General features: G+C 60.6%; 18 protein-coding genes. 12 read left to right on the forward strand and 6 right to left on the reverse strand.

Translation table 11 applies throughout. The features are described 5' to 3' along the window. Positions 1-200 precede the first annotated feature (200 nt). From ACODSV_RS08775 to ACODSV_RS08785, 3 genes are all read right to left on the reverse strand, one after another. The gene (locus ACODSV_RS08775; protein WP_150053885.1) at positions 201-1,046 is read right to left on the reverse strand and encodes an ATPase; all 846 of its coding nucleotides are present in this window, start codon (positions 1,044-1,046) and stop codon (positions 201-203) included. Positions 1,047-1,173: 127 nt separating this feature from the next. Next, entirely contained in the window at positions 1,174-2,172 is a 999-nt protein-coding gene (locus tag ACODSV_RS08780; RefSeq protein WP_150053884.1) for an NAD-dependent epimerase/dehydratase family protein, read from the reverse strand. Between the two features lie 52 nt (positions 2,173-2,224). Next, positions 2,225-3,118 carry a LysR family transcriptional regulator ArgP gene (locus ACODSV_RS08785; protein WP_024077095.1) on the reverse strand — a complete coding sequence of 298 codons (894 nt, stop codon included), beginning with the start codon at positions 3,116-3,118 and terminating at the stop codon, positions 2,225-2,227. Positions 3,119-3,216: 98 nt separating this feature from the next. Here ACODSV_RS08785 and ACODSV_RS08790 point away from each other — a divergent pair, with 98 nt between their 5' ends. The 7 genes from ACODSV_RS08790 to ACODSV_RS08820 all read left to right on the forward strand — a co-directional run bounded on the left by ACODSV_RS08790 (position 3,217) and on the right by ACODSV_RS08820 (position 10,784). After that, complete coding sequence (locus tag ACODSV_RS08790) at positions 3,217-3,618, forward strand: ACT domain-containing protein (protein ID WP_150053883.1); 402 nt, start codon at positions 3,217-3,219, stop codon at positions 3,616-3,618. A gap of 5 nt (positions 3,619-3,623) precedes the next feature. Further along, a complete protein-coding gene (locus tag ACODSV_RS08795; protein WP_069076944.1) occupies positions 3,624-4,223 on the forward strand; it encodes a LysE/ArgO family amino acid transporter in 600 nt (199 codons plus the stop codon). 178 nt (positions 4,224-4,401) lie between these two features. Next, positions 4,402-4,998 carry a superoxide dismutase [Fe] gene (gene sodB / locus ACODSV_RS08800; RefSeq protein WP_024077098.1) on the forward strand — a complete coding sequence of 199 codons (597 nt, stop codon included), beginning with the start codon at positions 4,402-4,404 and terminating at the stop codon, positions 4,996-4,998. 149 nt (positions 4,999-5,147) lie between these two features. Continuing rightward, complete coding sequence (locus ACODSV_RS08805; protein WP_158244156.1) at positions 5,148-5,321, forward strand: hypothetical protein; 174 nt, start codon at positions 5,148-5,150, stop codon at positions 5,319-5,321. Positions 5,322-5,559: 238 nt separating this feature from the next. Further along, positions 5,560-7,611, forward strand: coding sequence for a putative bifunctional diguanylate cyclase/phosphodiesterase (locus tag ACODSV_RS08810; RefSeq protein ID WP_150095313.1), 2,052 nt, complete (start codon positions 5,560-5,562; stop codon positions 7,609-7,611). Positions 7,612-7,737: 126 nt separating this feature from the next. Continuing rightward, positions 7,738-9,081, forward strand: a complete 1,344-nt coding sequence (locus tag ACODSV_RS08815) for an imelysin family protein (protein WP_024077101.1) — start codon at positions 7,738-7,740, stop codon at positions 9,079-9,081. 248 nt (positions 9,082-9,329) lie between these two features. Continuing rightward, complete coding sequence (locus ACODSV_RS08820) at positions 9,330-10,784, forward strand: TrkH family potassium uptake protein (RefSeq protein WP_024077102.1); 1,455 nt, start codon at positions 9,330-9,332, stop codon at positions 10,782-10,784. Here the strand turns inward: ACODSV_RS08820 and ACODSV_RS08825 are convergent. Then, positions 10,741-11,799, reverse strand: coding sequence for an AraC family transcriptional regulator (locus ACODSV_RS08825; RefSeq protein ID WP_069076942.1), 1,059 nt, complete (start codon positions 11,797-11,799; stop codon positions 10,741-10,743). The two genes, ACODSV_RS08820 and ACODSV_RS08825, sit on opposite strands and share 44 nt — an antisense overlap. Positions 11,800-11,959: 160 nt before the next feature. Between ACODSV_RS08825 and ACODSV_RS08830 the strand changes: the two genes are divergently transcribed. From ACODSV_RS08830 to ACODSV_RS08840, 3 genes are all read left to right on the forward strand, one after another. Next, complete coding sequence (locus ACODSV_RS08830) at positions 11,960-12,271, forward strand: Mpo1-like protein (RefSeq protein WP_069076941.1); 312 nt, start codon at positions 11,960-11,962, stop codon at positions 12,269-12,271. A gap of 363 nt (positions 12,272-12,634) precedes the next feature. Beyond that, positions 12,635-12,817 (forward strand): hypothetical protein, encoded by a 183-nt coding sequence (locus ACODSV_RS08835; RefSeq protein ID WP_024077106.1) that lies wholly within the window; start codon positions 12,635-12,637, stop codon positions 12,815-12,817. Between the two features lie 104 nt (positions 12,818-12,921). Beyond that, a complete protein-coding gene (locus ACODSV_RS08840; RefSeq protein WP_024077107.1) occupies positions 12,922-14,118 on the forward strand; it encodes an MFS transporter in 1,197 nt (398 codons plus the stop codon). Here the strand turns inward: ACODSV_RS08840 and arfB are convergent. Continuing rightward, entirely contained in the window at positions 14,115-14,528 is a 414-nt protein-coding gene (arfB, locus tag ACODSV_RS08845) for an alternative ribosome rescue aminoacyl-tRNA hydrolase ArfB (protein ID WP_024077108.1), read from the reverse strand. The genes ACODSV_RS08840 and arfB overlap by 4 nt on opposite strands. Positions 14,529-14,597: 69 nt before the next feature. Here arfB and ACODSV_RS08850 point away from each other — a divergent pair, with 69 nt between their 5' ends. Next, complete coding sequence (locus ACODSV_RS08850; protein ID WP_024077109.1) at positions 14,598-14,972, forward strand: c-type cytochrome; 375 nt, start codon at positions 14,598-14,600, stop codon at positions 14,970-14,972. 84 nt (positions 14,973-15,056) lie between these two features. Here ACODSV_RS08850 and ACODSV_RS08855 read toward each other — a convergent pair whose 3' ends face one another. Continuing rightward, positions 15,057-16,478 (reverse strand): amino acid permease, encoded by a 1,422-nt coding sequence (locus ACODSV_RS08855; RefSeq protein WP_102623785.1) that lies wholly within the window; start codon positions 16,476-16,478, stop codon positions 15,057-15,059. Between the two features lie 646 nt (positions 16,479-17,124). Between ACODSV_RS08855 and ACODSV_RS08860 the strand changes: the two genes are divergently transcribed. Beyond that, complete coding sequence (locus ACODSV_RS08860; protein ID WP_003237751.1) at positions 17,125-17,262, forward strand: hypothetical protein; 138 nt, start codon at positions 17,125-17,127, stop codon at positions 17,260-17,262. Positions 17,263-17,311: the final 49 nt, after the last annotated feature.

The raw sequence follows: 17,311 nt of genomic DNA on the forward strand, positions 1-17,311 counted from the left end.
CCTGTCAGTTAAGGAGAAACACTGTAACCGTGGCGAGCGGGCTTGCCCCGCGTTGGGCTGCGCAGCAGCCCCAAAACCGACCACCGCGGTGTACCTGAAATAACGCGGTCTTCGGGAGTGGGGCTGCTGCGCAGCCCAACGCGGGGCAAGCCCGCTCGCCACACGCAAGCCCTCGCCACAGGCACACTCAGGAGCGAGTGTTACTGGATGAGTGGCGTGACAGCCGCCGGCGCATTGAGGCGCTGATTCAGGTTTTGCACCTGGCTCTGTAAGGTCGTGATATTGCGGGTGGTCTGGATGCGGAACACGTCGAACTCTTTGTTGGTCGGCGCATCGCTATTGGCTGACTGGTTGTCCTGGGCGCTCTTGAGGACCATGACGTCCTGTTCCAGCCGGGCGACGGCGGCGCTTGGGTTGCCCTGCTTCTTCAAGGCCGCCACGTCGGCGGCCAGCTCCCTGATCTCGGTATCACGCTTGCCGGCATCGACCTGCGCCGCTTTGAGGGTCGCCACGGCATCGGTCAGGGCCTGCACCTGGCCTTGCAGCTTGGCGTTGGCGGTCGACAGGTCGGTGGTGCTGGCGGTCATTTGCGCCAGGCGCTTGTCCAACTCGGTGGCCTGGCCGGCCACGCCCACTTGCTGCTTGCTCTGCTCCAGCAACTGGGTTTCCAACTGCTTGATCTGCAGTTTCAGCGCTTCGCTGCCGTTGTTCACGCTGGCCTCGCTGGCCACCACCTTGCCGGAAATATCCTGCAGGCGCCCCGCCGCTTCTTCACTGATGCGCGCAAAGCTTTCCTGGGTGGCGACCAATTGCTGGCCCATCAGGGAAATCTGCTGGAAGCTCCACCAGGCCAGGCCGGCAAAGGCGATCAGCAGCGCACCGACCAGCGCCCACAATGGCCCGGTGCTGGCGCTCTTGACCTTGACCACGGGGGTACTGCGCGAGCGCACGGACGTGGCGGCAGTCGGCACGAAATCATCGTCATCCCCGATGTCGGCCCGCAGGCTGGGAACATTGTCAAAATCGTCATTAGCATCGTTACGCATGAATCAACCTTGAATCGGTGAGGGAGCTACCTGGAACGCCGAGCGACGGGAGTATAAACCGCAGTCCCGCTGCACTGATCGACCCGGAACCCGGAATTCGGTTCCCGATGTGTTGCTGGTTATGAGCTTACTTCAAGCCAGGGTCCTGGGCTTTCCACCAACTGCAGAACTCGTCGAGGGCCGTCCACAGGCTGACCTTGGGCTCGTAGTCCAGATAATGCCTGGCCCGGCTGATGTCGAGGGTGAAATTTTTGTTCATCACCTGCATGCCCAGGCGCGACAACGCCGGCTCCGGACGCCCGGGCCACATCGCACAAAACGCCTCGTTCAACGCCGCTACGCTGTAGGACAAGCCATACGACCGGTAACGGGTAACCTGAGGCATCCCCATCTGGCGCATCACGTAGTTCACCACATCCCACACCGGCACCGGCGTCCCGTTGCTGATGTTATAGGCCTTGCCCAGCGCCGAACCGGTGGCGAGCAAGCCGCTGAGCAGCGCTTCGTTGAGGTTGTGCACGCTGGTGAAATCGACCTTGTTCAGGCCGTCGCCGACGATGGCCAGGCGGTTCTTGCGCTGCATTCTCAGCAGGCGCGGGAAGATGCTCATGTCGCCGGCGCCGGTGACAAAACGCGGGCGCAGGGCCAGTACTTCAAGGCCGAACTCCTGGGCGCCGAACACCTTCTGCTCGGCGAGGTACTTGGTGGCGGCGTAGGGGTGCTTGAAACGCTTGGGCACCTGCTCTTCGGTCAGCCCGAGGTGATCGCGCCCGTCGAAGTAGATCGACGGCGACGACAGGTGCACCAGGCGCCTGACCCGTTGCTTGAGGCAGGCTTCGACCACGTTTTCGGTCACCAGCACATTGCCTTGATGGAAATCCTGATAACGCCCCCACAACCCGACAGCGCCGGCGCAATGCACCACGGCTTCGACATCGCGGCACAGGTCGCGCACCAGGTCGGCGTCATTCAAATCACCCTGGATAAACTCGGCGCCGCGCCGTACCAGGTGTTCCACACCTTCGGCGCGCCGCCCGTTGACCCGCACGTCCAGGCCCTGCTCCAGGGCGAAACGCGCAAAGCGCCCGCCGATGAAGCCGCTTGCGCCGGTGACCAGAATTTTCATGTATTACCCCGTGTTCTTTCGTTTTTCATCGCTGCTGCCTTGACGCCGGCCATCACTCCAACGGCACCAACCATTGACCACAGGCCTGAGCCAGATGGTCGGTCAATAAGCCCAGCAGTTGCCCGCCACTGCGCCAATGATGCCAGTACAACGGTACATCGATGGGCTTATCTGGCAATAACTCGAGCAACACGCCCTTTTGCAACTGGTCGCGCACCTGCAACTCCGGCACCAGGCCCCAGCCGAGCCCGGCTTCAGTCAAGCGAATGAAGCCTTCGGATGATGGGCATAAATGATGTTCAAAACCGCCTTCTACCCCAAGGGAGGCCAGGTAACGGTGTTGCAGGAAATCATCAGGGCCGAACACCAAGGCGGGCGTGCGCGCCAGTTCATCGGCACGCACGCCAGCCGGGAAATGCCGGGCAATAAAGGCCGGGCTGGCCAACGCCCGATAGCGCATTGCCCCCAGCAACAAGCTGCGTGCACCGGCCACCGGGCGTTCGCTGGCACAAATGCAAGCCGCCACTTCGCCGGCGCGCATGCGTTTGAGGCCAACGGTCTGGTCTTCCACCACCAGGTCCAACAACAAATGCTGCTCGGCGCAAAACTCGCTGACGGCCTCGGCCCACCAAGTGGCGAGGCTGTCGGCATTCAGGGCGATACGCAGGCGCTCGGGCATGCCCTCTTCGTCCAGTGCCGGCACCTGGCTTTGCAGGTCACGCTCCAGCAACCGCACCTGCTGCACATGGTTGAGCAGGCGCCGGCCGATATCGGTGGGTGTCGGCGGCGTAACCCGCACCAGCACCGGCTGGCCGACCCGCGCTTCCAGCAATTTGATGCGCTGAGAGATTGCCGACTGCGACAGCCCCAGCACCTGTGCGCCGCGTTCGAACCCGGCCTGTTCCACCACCGCCGCCAGGGCGGAGAGCAATTTATAGTCGAACATCAGTTTCTCTAATGAGCGATCAGCAATATTGGTTTTTCTTATACAGCTCGTCCCATGAGAATAGCCAGCATTGCGTCTCTCTTTAAAAGGAACCTCACATGGCTGGCGAAACCGCCCTGGCGACCCTGCTGCGCAGCATGAGCCCGCAGTTGAACACGGGTGAGTATGTGTTCTGCACCCTGCCCGACCACCGTATCCCTGCGGGTTGCGAGGTGATCGGCAGCTTTCGCGAACCGCAAGGCCTGACGCTGATCCTGGAACGCCAGCAAGCCGAACTGGCCGGGCTGCCCTTCGACTATGTGGCGGCCTGGATCACCTTGAATGTGCATTTGGCCCTGGAGGCGGTGGGCCTGACCGCCGCCTTCGCCGGCGCGCTGGGCAAGGCCGGCATCAGTTGCAACGTGATTGCCGGGTATTACCACGATCACCTGTTTGTCGGCCATGCGGATGCCGAACGCGCCATGGACGTACTACGGCATTTGGCGGCGAACGCGGAGTAAACCTTATGTGGCAAAGCTATCTGAATGGCCTGTTGGTGGCCCTGGGCCTGATCATGGCGATCGGCACGCAAAACGCATTTGTATTGGCGCAGAGCCTGCGCCGTGAACATCACCTGCCAGTGGCGGCATTGTGTGTGGTGTGCGACGCGATTCTGGTCGCCGCCGGGGTTTTCGGCCTGGCGACGGTGTTGGCGCAGAACCCGCTGTTGCTGGCAATTGCCCGCTGGGGCGGGGCGGCGTTCCTGCTGTGGTACGGCACCCTGGCGTTGCGCCGGGCGTTTTCCAGACAAAGCCTGGAGCAAGGCGGCAACCTCAAGGTGCGTTCATTACGCGCGGTCATGCTCAGTGCCCTGGCGGTGACGCTGCTCAATCCCCATGTATACCTGGACACGGTGTTGCTGATTGGCTCGCTCGGCGCGCAGCAGACCGAACCCGGCGCCTACGTCGCCGGCGCAGCCAGCGCTTCGTTCCTGTGGTTCGCCACGCTGGCGCTCGGCGCGGCCTGGTTGGCACCCTGGCTGGCACGCCCGGCAACATGGCGCCTGCTGGACCTGCTGGTGGCCGCGATGATGTTCAGCGTCGCTTATCAATTGATTGCTGCATGACGAATATTCCAAAACGCTCTGGAACCTCTATCCCACACAGTTGTTGCGTGGTTTTGCAGTACCCCCGGTGCTATGATCCGGACCCTGCGCCGCAAAGAGTACAAACTCCCCGGCGCTTGTTTGGCCGCCCGTGATCGGCCTTGCGCTCACCGCAACTGACCTGATTAGGAGAATCATCATGGCTTTCGAATTGCCGCCGCTGCCCTACGCACACGATGCCCTGCAGCCGCACATCTCCAAGGAAACCTTGGAATATCACCACGACAAGCACCACAACACCTATGTCGTGAACCTGAACAACCTGGTGCCTGGCACCGAGTTCGAAGGCAAGACCCTGGAAGAGATCGTCAAATCCTCTTCGGGCGGTATCTTCAACAACGCCGCTCAGGTCTGGAACCACACCTTCTACTGGAACTGCCTGGCGCCAAACGCCGGTGGCCAACCGACCGGCGCACTGGCTGAAGCGATCAACGCTTCGTTCGGTTCGTTCGACAAGTTCAAGGAAGAGTTCACCAAGACGTCCGTCGGCACCTTCGGTTCCGGTTGGGGCTGGCTGGTGAAAAAGGCTGACGGTTCCCTGGCCCTGGCCAGCACCATCGGCGCCGGCAACCCGCTGACCAGCGGCGACACCCCGCTGCTGACCTGCGACGTCTGGGAACACGCTTACTACATCGACTACCGCAACGCCCGTCCAAAGTATGTGGAAGCGTTCTGGAACCTGGTCAACTGGAAGTTCGTGGCTGAGCAGTTCGAAGGCAAGACCTTCACTGCCTAAGCAACCCTTGCAGTAGAAAGAGCCCGGCAATTGCCGGGCTTTTTTACGGGCGCAGGATAGACAGGCCACAAGCACGGGAACCCAACAACAGAATTCGCCACACAAGCGATAGGAGGAATGAACCTCTTAATCAAGTGTGAGGAATGACGATGGATCCGATATCGGGAGCAGGTGCAATCTCAATGATAATGGGCCTTCTGGGGACGGGGATGGATCTGGCAAAAGACGCAATGGACATGGCCAATAAAGCAATGGACACAGCCGGCGACGGCGCGAAGATCGGCGGCGAAGAGCAACAGCCACAGGGTCCGATTAGTTTTTAAGACACTCTGCGAATAATAAAGGCGCAGCTCCTCCGCTTTTTTCCCAGTGGGGCTTGCAGCGCCCGCCCCTCTCCTCGCCCACTTCAGACAAGCCATGAGATAACCTGCCGCGTCTCGCGTTTATCCAGCCAAAACGTCGATTGGGCTCTTGCTCTTAATGTCCCTTTGACTGCCCTCACCAGATTGCCAATACTCATGGCATATTGAAGGCCACCCGCATGGAACAAGGAATGACCCTTTGAAGCTGGAACTCAAAAACAGCTTGTCGGTGAAGTTGTTACGGGTTGTGCTGCTGTCGGCATTGATCGTGGGTGTGGCGCTGAGCGTCGCGCAGATCGTCTTCGATGCCTACAAGACACGCCAGGCCGTGGCCAGTGATGCCCAGCGCATCCTCGATATGTTTCGCGACCCCTCGACCCAGGCCGTCTATAGCCTGGACCGCGAGATGGGCATGCAAGTGATCGAGGGGCTGTTTCAGGACGACGCGGTGCGCATGGCCTCCATCGGCCATCCCAACGAAACCATGCTCGCGGAAAAAAGCCGCGCCATGCAGCAATCCCCCAGCCGCTGGCTGACCGACTTGATCCTCGGCCAGGAACGCACATTCACCACCGCCCTGGTCGGCAAAGGCCCCTACAGCGAATATTACGGCGACCTGAGCATCACCCTCGACACAGCCACCTATGGCCAGGGGTTTATTGTCAATTCGGTGATCATCTTCATTTCCGGTGTGCTGCGCGCCCTGGCCATGGGCCTGGTGCTGTACCTGGTGTACCACTGGCTGCTGACCAAACCGTTGTCGCGGATTATCGAGCACCTGACGTCGATCAACCCCGACCGGCCCAGCGAACACAAGATCCCTCAGCTCAAGGGCCACGAACGCAACGAACTGGGGCTGTGGATCAACACCGCCAATCAGTTGCTCGAATCCATCGAACGCAATACCCACCTGCGCCACGAAGCTGAATCCAGCCTGCTGCGCATGGCCCAATACGACTTTCTCACCGGCCTGCCGAACCGCCAGAAACTGCAGGAGCAACTGGACAAGATCCTGATCGACGCCGGCCGCCGGCAGCGCCGCGTGGCCGTGTTGTGCGTGGGCCTGGACGACTTTAAAAGTGTCAACGAGCAGTTCACCTACCAGGCCGGCGACAAATTATTGCTCGCCCTGGCCGACCGCCTGCGCGCCCACAGTGGCCGCCTCGGTGCGCTTGCCCGCCTCGGCGGCGACCAGTTTGCCCTGGTGCAGGCCGATATCGACCAGCCGTACGAAGCCGCTGAACTGGCGCAAAGCATCCTCGATGACCTGGAAGCGGAATTCGCCCTCGACCATGAGCTGATCCGCCTGCGCGCCACCATTGGCATCACGTTGTTCCCGGAAGACGGCGACAGCACCGAAAAGCTGCTGCAAAAAGCCGAACAAACCATGACCTTGGCCAAGAGCCGCTCGCGCAACCGGTACCAGTTCTATATCGCCAGCGTCGACAGCGAAATGCGCCGTCGCCGCGAACTGGAAAAAGACCTGCGCGACGCCCTGAGCCGCGACCAGTTCCACCTGGTGTACCAGCCGCAGATCAGCTATCGCGACCACCGTGTGGTCGGCGTCGAGGCATTGATCCGCTGGCAGCACCCGGAGCATGGCCTGGTACCGCCAGACTTGTTTATCCCGCTGGCGGAACAGAACGGCACCATCATCCCCATTGGCGAATGGGTGCTCGACCAGGCCTGCTGGCAACTGCGCGAATGGCATGACCAGGGCTTCACCGGCCTGCGCATGGCGGTCAACTTGTCCACCGTGCAGTTGCACCACGCCGAGCTGCCGCGAGTGGTCAATAACCTCATGCAGATCTACCGCTTGCCGCCGCGCAGCCTGGAACTGGAAGTGACCGAGACCGGCCTGATGGAAGACATCAGCACCGCCGCCCAGCACCTGCTGAGCCTGCGCCGTTCCGGTGCGCTGATCGCCATCGATGACTTCGGGACCGGTTATTCATCCTTGAGCTACCTGAAAAGCCTGCCCCTGGACAAGATCAAGATCGACAAGAGCTTCGTTCAGGACCTGCTGGACGACGATGACGATGCAACCATCGTGCGCGCCATCATCCAGTTGGGCAAAAGCCTGGGCATGCAGGTGATCGCCGAGGGCGTGGAAACCGCGGAGCAAGAGGCCTATATCATCTCCGAAGGCTGCCACGAGGGTCAGGGCTATCACTACAGCAAACCGCTGCCAGCGCGGGAATTGGCAGCTTATTTGAAGCAGTCCGAGCGCAATAACGCAGCCATTCTTTGAGCCGATAAAACAATACTGAATATTTCCCTCGTTTAAGCCTTTACACAAAATGCAAATCTTTCGCATTATGTTGCAGTTTTGCGCGGCCCCGCGCGCCCTATTAACAACCGAAGCAGGATGTTCGCCATGATTCGTATGCCCCTGGCCACCGCCAGTCTGCTGGCCATTGCCATTTCTCTCGCCGGTTGCGGCGAAGGTAAAGACAAAGCCGCTGCGCCCCAGGCGCCGACCCCGGCTGCCAGCACTACCGCTCCAGCGGCTGCCACCCCTGCCGGCCAGGTCGACGAAGCAGCCGCCAAGGCTGTGGTCGCGCATTACGCCGACATGGTATTCGCGGTCTACAGCGACGCCGAATCCACCGCGAAAACCCTGCAGACCGCGATCGACACCTTCCTCGCCAATCCGAACGACCAGACCCTGAAAGCCGCCCGTGCCGCCTGGGTCGCTGCACGCGTACCGTACCTGCAGAGCGAAGTGTTCCGCTTCGGCAATACCATCATCGACGACTGGGAAGGCCAAGTGAACGCCTGGCCCCTGGACGAAGGCCTGATCGACTACACCGACAAATCCTACGAACACGCCCTGGGTAACCCAGGCGCCAACGCCAACATCATTGCCAATACCGAGATCCAGGTGGGCGAAGACAAGGTCGACGTGAAGGACATCACCCCGGAAAAACTCGCCAGCCTCAATGAGCTCGGCGGTTCCGAAGCCAACGTCGCCACCGGCTACCACGCCATCGAATTCCTGCTGTGGGGCCAAGACCTGAACGGCACCGGCCCAGGTGCCGGCAACCGCCCTGCATCGGACTACATGACGGGCGACGGCGCCACGGGCGGCCACAACGAGCGTCGCCGCACTTACCTGCGCGCCGTGACCCAACTGTTGGTCAGCGACCTGGAAGAAATGGTCGGCAACTGGAAACCCAACGTCGAAGACAACTACCGCGCCACCCTGGAGGCAGAACCTGCCACCGACGGCCTGCGCAAAATGCTGTTCGGCATGGGCAGCCTGTCCTTGGGCGAACTGGCTGGCGAGCGCATGAAGGTTTCCCTGGAGGCCAACTCGCCGGAAGACGAGCAGGACTGCTTCAGCGACAACACCCACAACTCGCACTTCTATGACGCCAAGGGCATCCGCAACGTCTACCTGGGCGAATACACCCGAGTCGACGGCACCAAGATGACGGGCGCCAGCCTGTCGTCGCTGGTGGCCAAGGTCGATCCGGCGGCCGATAGCGCCCTGAAGGCCGACCTGGCCGCGACCGAAGCGAAGATCCAGGTCATGGTTGATCATGCCAACAAGGGTGAACATTACGACCAGTTGATCGCTGCCGGTAACGACGCGGGCAACCAGATCGTGCGTGACGCCATCGCTGCGCTGGTCAAGCAGACCGGCTCGATCGAAGCCGCTGCAGGCAAGCTGGGCATCAGCGACCTGAACCCGGATAACGCTGATCACGAGTTCTGATCCGTGCCGTGTTGAATGAGGCGACCTTCGGGTCGCCTTTTTTTTGCGCTATGTCTTCTACCACAGACCCCATGTGTGAGGGGGGTGCCCCCGATGGCGGTGGGTCAGCAGGTACTTCCTTCACTGACAGGCCGCTATCGGGGGCAAGCCCCCTCCCACAGTTGACCTGCATCGTCTCGACGGCCCGGTTTACATGCCCTGCACCCCAGGTAGAATGGCGCCTCTCTCCTTTCACCCGAGCTCACTTCATGGCGTTGCCGACCCTACGCATCATCGGTTTCATCATCGGCATCTTCCTGATCACCCTCGCGATCGCCATGGTTGTGCCCATGGCCACCCTGGTGCTGTTCGAGCGCACCCAAGACCTGCCCTCGTTCCTGTGGGCCAGCCTGATCACCTTTGTCGCCGGCCTGGTCCTGGTAATCCCCGGGCGCCCGGAGCATGTGCACTTGCGGCCCCGAGACATGTACCTGCTGACTGTCAGCAGTTGGGTGGTGGTGTGCATCTTCGCCGCGCTGCCCTTTTTGCTGACCCAACACATCAGCTACACCGACTCCTTCTTCGAAAGCATGTCCGGTATCACCGCCACCGGTTCCACGGTCCTGAGCGGGCTGGACAGCATGTCGCCGGGCATCCTGATATGGCGCTCGCTGCTGCACTGGCTCGGCGGTATCGGCTTTATCGGCATGGCGGTGGCGATCCTGCCGCTGCTGCGCATCGGTGGCATGCGCCTGTTCCAGACCGAATCCTCGGACCGCTCGGAGAAGGTCATGCCGCGTTCGCACATGGTGGCGCGGCTGATCGTGGCGGCATACGTAGGCATCACCATCCTCGGCAGCCTGGCGTTCTGGTGGGCCGGGATGGGCTTGTTCGATGCGATCAACCATGCGATGTCGGCGATTTCCACCGGCGGTTTTTCCACCTCCGATGAGTCCCTGGCCCACTGGAAACAGCCGGCCGTGCACTGGGTGGCGGTGGTGGTGATGATCCTCGGCAGCCTGCCGTTCACCCTGTATGTCGCCACGTTGCGCGGCAACCGCCGGGCGTTGATCAAGGATCAGCAGGTGCAGGGTTTGCTCGCCTTGTTATTGGTGACCTGGCTGGTGCTTGGCACCTGGTACTGGTGGACCACCAACCTGCATTGGCTGGATGCCCTGCGCCATGTGGCGCTGAACGTGACGTCGGTGGTTACGACGACGGGCTTTGCACTGGGGGACTACAGCCTGTGGGGCAACTTCTCACTAATGCTGTTTTTCTACCTGGGCTTTATCGGCGGCTGCTCGGGGTCCACGGCGGGCGGAATCAAGATCTTCCGTTTCCAGGTCGCCTATATCCTGCTCAAGGCCAACTTGAACCAACTGATTCACCCGCGCGCGGTGATCAAGCAGAAGTACAACGGCCACCGCCTCGACGAAGAAATCGTACGCTCGATCCTCACGTTCTCGTTCTTCTTCGCGATCACCATCTGCATGATCGCCCTGGCCTTGTCGCTGCTGGGCCTGGATTGGATGACGGCCCTGACCGGCGCCGCCAGCACCGTGTCCGGCGTAGGCCCGGGCCTGGGGGAAACCATCGGCCCGGCCGGCAACTTCGCCAGCCTGCCGGATGCGGCCAAGTGGATTTTGTCGCTGGGCATGCTACTGGGCCGGCTGGAGATCATTACAGTCTTTGTTCTGTGTATTCCTGCGTTCTGGCGTCACTGACCGTCGAGGTTTCCAACAGACGCGCCCGGTACTCGCCGGGCGTGCTATCGAACCAGCGGCGAAACGCGCGAAAGAAGTTGCTCGGGTCAGCAAACCCCAACAGGTAGGCAATTTCCAGCAGGGTCATGCTCGGCTGCGCCAGGTATTGCTCGGCCAGTTCGCGACGGGTGTCGTCGAGCAAGGTCTGGAAACTGGTGCCCTCCTCCTGCAAACGCCGTTGCAAGGTGCGCTGGGACAGGTGCAGGGTCTGGGCCACCACTTCGCGCTTGGGCTCACCCTGGGGCAACAGGCGGCACAGTACCTGCCGAGCCTTGTGGGTCACACGGCTTTCCGAGAAGCGCGCCAGGTATTCACCGGCAAACCGATCGTGCAACAGCGCCATGGCCTCGTTAGCGGTGGGCAGCGGCGCGTCCATGTCGGCGCGCTCGAAGATCAACGCGTCGTAGGGCGCGTCGAACTCCAGTGGGGCATGGAACGCTTGCCTGTAGGGCGCCAGGTTCGCGGGCTGCTCGCCTTGCAACAGCACCTTGCGCGGTTGCAGGGTGCGACCGGTCAGCCAGCCGCACAATGCCAATGCACAGGCCAGCGACGCTTCGGCGCTTTGCCGGGTCGGTGGCAGGTGATCGCCATGAACCGTGAGGATCAGCGCATAACCTTCGGGTAACAGGCGGAAACTCAGGTCGGCACTTTCGGCAATGATGCGCTGGTAACGCACCAGGCGCATAAAACCTTCGGCCAGGGTGTTACTGGACATCAGCGCATAGCCGGCCACATGGAACGACGCCGGGCGCACCACCTTGCCCATGTTCAGGCCGATCGCGGGGTTGCCCGATAACTCAACCGCGCGCTGCCAGAGCCGCGTCATGGAGTCTTGCGGAAAACGCGCATCGGGGTCGTTGAGGGCGGCGTAGTCCAGGCCCAGTTGCTGGAACAAGGCACGGCAATCCAGGCCGTCCATTTCCAATGCCTTGACTATCCCCATCGCCCAGCTTGCAGAAGTTGTTCGTTCGCTCATGGCGTCTTCTTAAAAAAGCAGGCTCAACCAGCAGCCAGGAAGCCAAGGATACTAAAGTGGCATCTATTGTCACTGGCTGTTACCACTGATCACTCTAGACTCAAATAAGCTCCCCGCCGAACATCTGTTGGGCGGCATAACAATCAAAGGGCCGCCCGTCGTGGAAAACATCAAGCGATTCAACAGCTTTGCCGAGTTCTACCCCTATTACCTGGCGGAGCACGCCAACAGCACGTGCCGGCGCCTGCACTTCATCGGGACCACGCTGGTGATTGGCTTTTTGGCGTATGCGGTGGGCAAGGGCTCCCTGGGCCTGTTGCTGGCGGTGCCCATCGCCGGCTATGGCTTCGCCTGGGTGGGCCACTTCTTCTTCGAAAAGAATCGGCCGGCGACCTTCCAGCACCCGTTCTACAGCCTGCTGGGGGATTTCGTGATGTACCGCGACATGATCCTCGGCAAGGTGCCGTTCTAGCCGTGCGGCCTCTTGTCACTTGCGTAAAAAAATCAAGGCTCGCACATCCGTCGATATAAAAGTCTTTTTGTCATTTACAGTGCTGTATCCTGCCAAGGCTTTTTGAGAGCGCGGAATCACCTGCGATTGAAAACCACAGACCTTGCGAGGAGCGACGACGATGCACGAGATACCTAATCTCCCCTTCCCAAGCCTGCACGAAACTGAGCAGCCAACCCCGCAGCAGGCCAGCGCGAAGCAGCCTGAGGCCAAAGAAGCAAAACCAGTCGACAGCAAAAGCCAGGACTGACGCCGTACCAGACCGTGTGGAAAGCGCACCTTTGAGCGCTTTCCACACTGCCTGAATTGCCCGAGATCCCCACCATGACCGATACCCCTCCCGACAGCCGCGACACCGCCGTGCTTGATACGGCCTTGCAGATGGTCGACGTCTGGAACCGCCTCAGCGCGGACAAACAAGCCGTTTTGCTCAAGCGCTTCGGTACCCAGGAAAATGCGCTGGCCGCCCTGGTCACCACCCAATTGCTGGCCCCCGCTCGAGCCTGAGGTCTTTTTGATCTGAGGTTTTTGCGTTTTACCGCCCTGCGCGGACCAAAGCCCCGGTATCATTAGCAGCCTATCTTTACCTGCTGCGACAGTGGACCTCTCCCATGCCAGATACCCAGCGCCCCATGGCGGTCACGCTGCAAGTTGTTTCCATCGTGTTGTTCACCTTCATCGGCTACCTGAACATCGGCATCCCCCTCGCCGTATTGCCCGGCTATGTCCACAGTGAACTGGGCTATGGCGCGGTGATCGCCGGGCTGGTGATCAGCGTGCAATACCTGGCCACCTTACTGAGCCGCCCCTACGCCGGGCGCATCATCGACAACCTGGGCAGCAAGCGTGCGGTATTGATCGGGCTGGTGGGCTGCGGCCTGAGCGGCGTGTTCATGTTGCTCGCAGCCTGGTTTTCCAGCCTGCCGGCCTTGAGCCTGGGCAGCCTGCTGATCGGCCGCCTGGTCTTGGGCAGTGCTGAAAGCCTGGTCGGTTCGGGCGCCATCGGCTGGGGCATTGGCCGTGTGGGCGCGACAAATACCGCCAAGGTGATCTCATGGAACGGCATCGCCAGCTACGGCGCGCTGGCGGTCGGCGCACCGTTGGGGGTGCTGCTGGTCAGTCATCTCGGGTTGTGGAGCATGGGGGTCAGCATCATTCTGCTGGCGGTCATCGGCGTCGCCCTGGCCTGGCCCAAGGAAGCGGCGCCGATTGTGGCCGGGGTGCGCCTGCCGTTCATGAACGTGCTGGGTCGGGTCCTGCCCCACGGTTGCGCGCTGGCCCTGGGCTCCATCGGCTTTGGCACCATCGCCACCTTTATCACCCTGTACTACACCACCCAGCACTGGGATAACGCGGTGTGGGCCTTGAGCCTGTTCGGTGCCAGCTTTATCGGCGCCCGCCTGTTGTTCGGCAATTTAATCAACCGGATTGGCGGCTTTCGCGTGGCGATCGCCTGCCTGTCAGTGGAGATCCTTGGCCTGTTGTTGCTGTGGCTGGCGCCGGATGCCCACCTGGCCCTGGCTGGGGCGGCGTTGAGCGGCTTCGGCTTTTCCCTGGTGTTCCCGGCGCTCGGGGTGGAGGCGGTCAACCTGGTGCCCGCGTCCAGCCGGGGTTCGGCGGTAGGGGCTTACTCGTTGTTTATCGACTTGTCGCTGGGGATTACCGGCCCGCTGGCCGGGGCCGTGGCGGCAGGCTTCGGCTTCGCCTCGATCTTCCTGTTCGCCGCCCTTGCCGCCCTGGGAGGGTTGCTGCTGAGTGTCTACCTGTACCGGCAAGCGCCCAAGGCCCGTGAGTCGCGCGGCGCCTAGAAATCGACCTTGCCGCGCCCGGCCTTGATGCTGCCGCGTTTGGTCTTGGATTCCAGGCGGCGCTTCTTCGAACCCAGCGTGGGCTTGGTGGGGCGGCGCTTCTTCTCGACCTTGGTGGCGCTGAGGATCAACTCCACCAGGCGCTCCAGCGCATCGGCGCGGTTCTGCTCCTGGGTCCGATATTGCTGGGCCTTGAGCACCAGCACCCCTTCGCTGGTGATCCGACTGTCACGCAGCGCCAGCAACCGCTCCTTGTAGAAATCCGGCAACGACGATGCTGGAATATCAAACCGCAGGTGCACCGCGCTCGACACCTTATTGACGTTCTGACCACCGGCGCCCTGGGCGCGGATGGCAGTCAGCTCGATCTCGGCATCGGGTAGCTGCACATTATTGGATATCACCAGCATCGATCAAAAACCTTAGGCAACGGACACGCCCAACTCGGACAACAACATCAACAACAAGGACGCATGAACATGAAAATACTATTGATCATTTTGCTCGGCACCTTATCACTCATTCAAACGCCACTGTCCCTTGCAGACAATACCAATGGCAAAAACCTCTATTCACAGCGATGCGCCATGTGCCACGGGCCAGACCTCAAGGCAACGGGGCCGTTGGCCAAGAAAAGCAACCCGCCCACACCTGACCTTACAACCCCGGCCTTCAAAAAACGGCTGGCGGCTTATCCGGGCGTTATTGTGTCTTCGGTCATACTCCGCCCGAATGGAGACCTGATCCCAAAAACGCTGCGCGAGAATGGGGTGAAGGTCGCGCCGCATGCCTGGAACGTCAAGGACTTGCGCGACTTGAACGAATACATGAGCGGTGTGATTTCAAAAAGTTGACGACTTCAACATTCAAAAACCCCGCGCCCTGAGTTCCCGACAGAGGAATACAGGGTGCGGGGTTTTCTTTAGACGTGCGCCTGTTTACTTCAGTGTCGCACTCGCTGCGCTCAACGCGGCTTCAGCACTGCGCTTGTTCTTGATCCCGTAACACACCGCCATGAACGCGACCCACACCGGGATCGCGTACACCGATACCTGGATCCCCGGAATCATCAGCATGATCACCAGGATAAACACCACGAACGCCAGGCAGACGTAGTTGCCATACGGGTACCACAACGCCTTGAACAGCGGCACCTGGCCGGTGCGGTTCATGTGCTGGCGGAACTTGAAGTGCGAGAAGCTGATCATCGCCCAGTTGATCACCAGCGTGGCCACCACCAGGGACATCAGCAGCTCCAACGCGTGTTGCGGGATCAAGTAGTTCATCAACACTGCCACCAGCGTGACCGCCGCCGAAGCGAGGATCGAACGCACTGGCACGCCGCGCTTGTCGATCTTCGCTAACACCTTGGGCGCATCGCCCTGCTCGGCCATGCCCAGCAGCATGCGGCTGTTGCAGTAGGTGCCGCTGTTGTACACCGACAGCGCCGCCGTCAGCACCACGAAATTGAGGATATGCGCGGCGGTGTTGCTGCCCAGCATCGAGAACACCTGCACGAACGGGCTGCCGCTGTAGGCATCGCCGGACGCGTTGAGGGTCGCCAGCAGGCTGTCCCACGGCGTCAGCGACAACAGCACCACCAGGGCGCCGATGTAGAAGATCAGGATGCGGTAGATCACCTGGTTGATTGCCTTGGGGATCACGGTGCGTGGCTGGTCGGCTTCGGCAGCGGTGAAGCCGAGCATTTCCAGGCCGCCGAAGGAGAACATGATAATCGCCATGGCCATCACCAACCCGCCGACGCCATGGGGGAAGAAGCCGCCATGTTCCCACAGGTTGCTCACCGAGGCTTGTGGGCCGCCGCTGCCGCTGACCAGCAAGTAACTGCCCAGGGCGATCATGCCGACGATGGCCACCACCTTGATGATGGCAAACCAGAATTCGGCCTCACCGAAGACTTTGACGTTGGCCAGGTTGATCAAATTGATCAGCACGAAAAACGCTGCCGCCGACACCCAGGTCGGGATCTCCGGCCACCAGTAATGCACGTACTTGCCGACAGCCGTCAGCTCCGACATGCCCACCAGAATGTACAGGATCCAACAGTTCCAGCCCGACAGGAAGCCGGCGAAACCGCCCCAGTACTTGTGGGCAAAGTGGCTGAAAGAACCGGCGACCGGCTCTTCGACAATCATTTCGCCGAGCTGGCGCATGATCATGAACGCGATAAAGCCGCAGATGGCATAGCCGAGGATCATCGACGGGCCGGCGGATTTGAGCACCCCGGCCGAGCCCAGGAACAGGCCGGTACCGATGGCACCACCGAGGGCGATCAACTGGATATGCCGATTTTTCAGGCCGCGTTTCAGCTCGCCTGAAGAAGAATGGGGTCCACTCATGAAAAGGGTCTCACGCAAGGTTTGATGATGTTGAATGCACGTTGCTGGCTTGAATTACCGACTCAAGCAGCACCGCTCAAACCCCAGCGCAGGCACCAGGAGTACAGCGTCGTTCTAACGGTCATGCGTCACCTGTTTGTTTTTATCTGTGACGAAATCGAACCCGACTGGCTCGTGGCCAGGCGGAATGATCAGGGCGAGTCACCCTGAGGTCTTGGCCATTTGCGTGGTTACGCAAGGGGGTCACAGTAAAACGCGGCGCATTGTACACCGCTCGACAGCTTCGGGAGGCCGTCGCAGAGCGTGCGCGACAATCTGTCAGGTATTCCTTACAGCTTGGCGAGGCTGAGAAATGCCCGGCCAATATCGTAAATTTATTGTTACACCGCGGAAACCCAGCGTTACAGGCACGCTTATCCGTCATTCAGCAGAAAATTGTCGCCAGGAAATTGCTGACCTGTCGTGTCAGCTAGCCAACTGTTTTTTCTGAATAAATCGATGCCCTGAAAAAACAGAACAAAAAATGCAAATGAAACCGTGTCAATAAATTTTTTGCATTACCAAACACTCTCACCTAGGTTCTTTCACTTGCCCAGCGAAGCCGCTGGCAAGCCGTTCTCAAACAACGTCCTCTAGGAGATACACCATGCAAGCACTGGAAAAAGACCTGGAAACCGAACTGCAACTTGACGATTGGTTTGAAGCACCGACCCACGAGGCAGCCGTTGAAATGATGCAAGCCGACGCCGTTGTGCCCTTTGGCACCGCGATGTGGCCTTTCTAACACGCGGCAGGCATCCGGCAGGTGCTGTGCACGGCACCTGCCCCCTTAC

Source organism: Pseudomonas sp. FG86 (assembly GCF_057808775.1).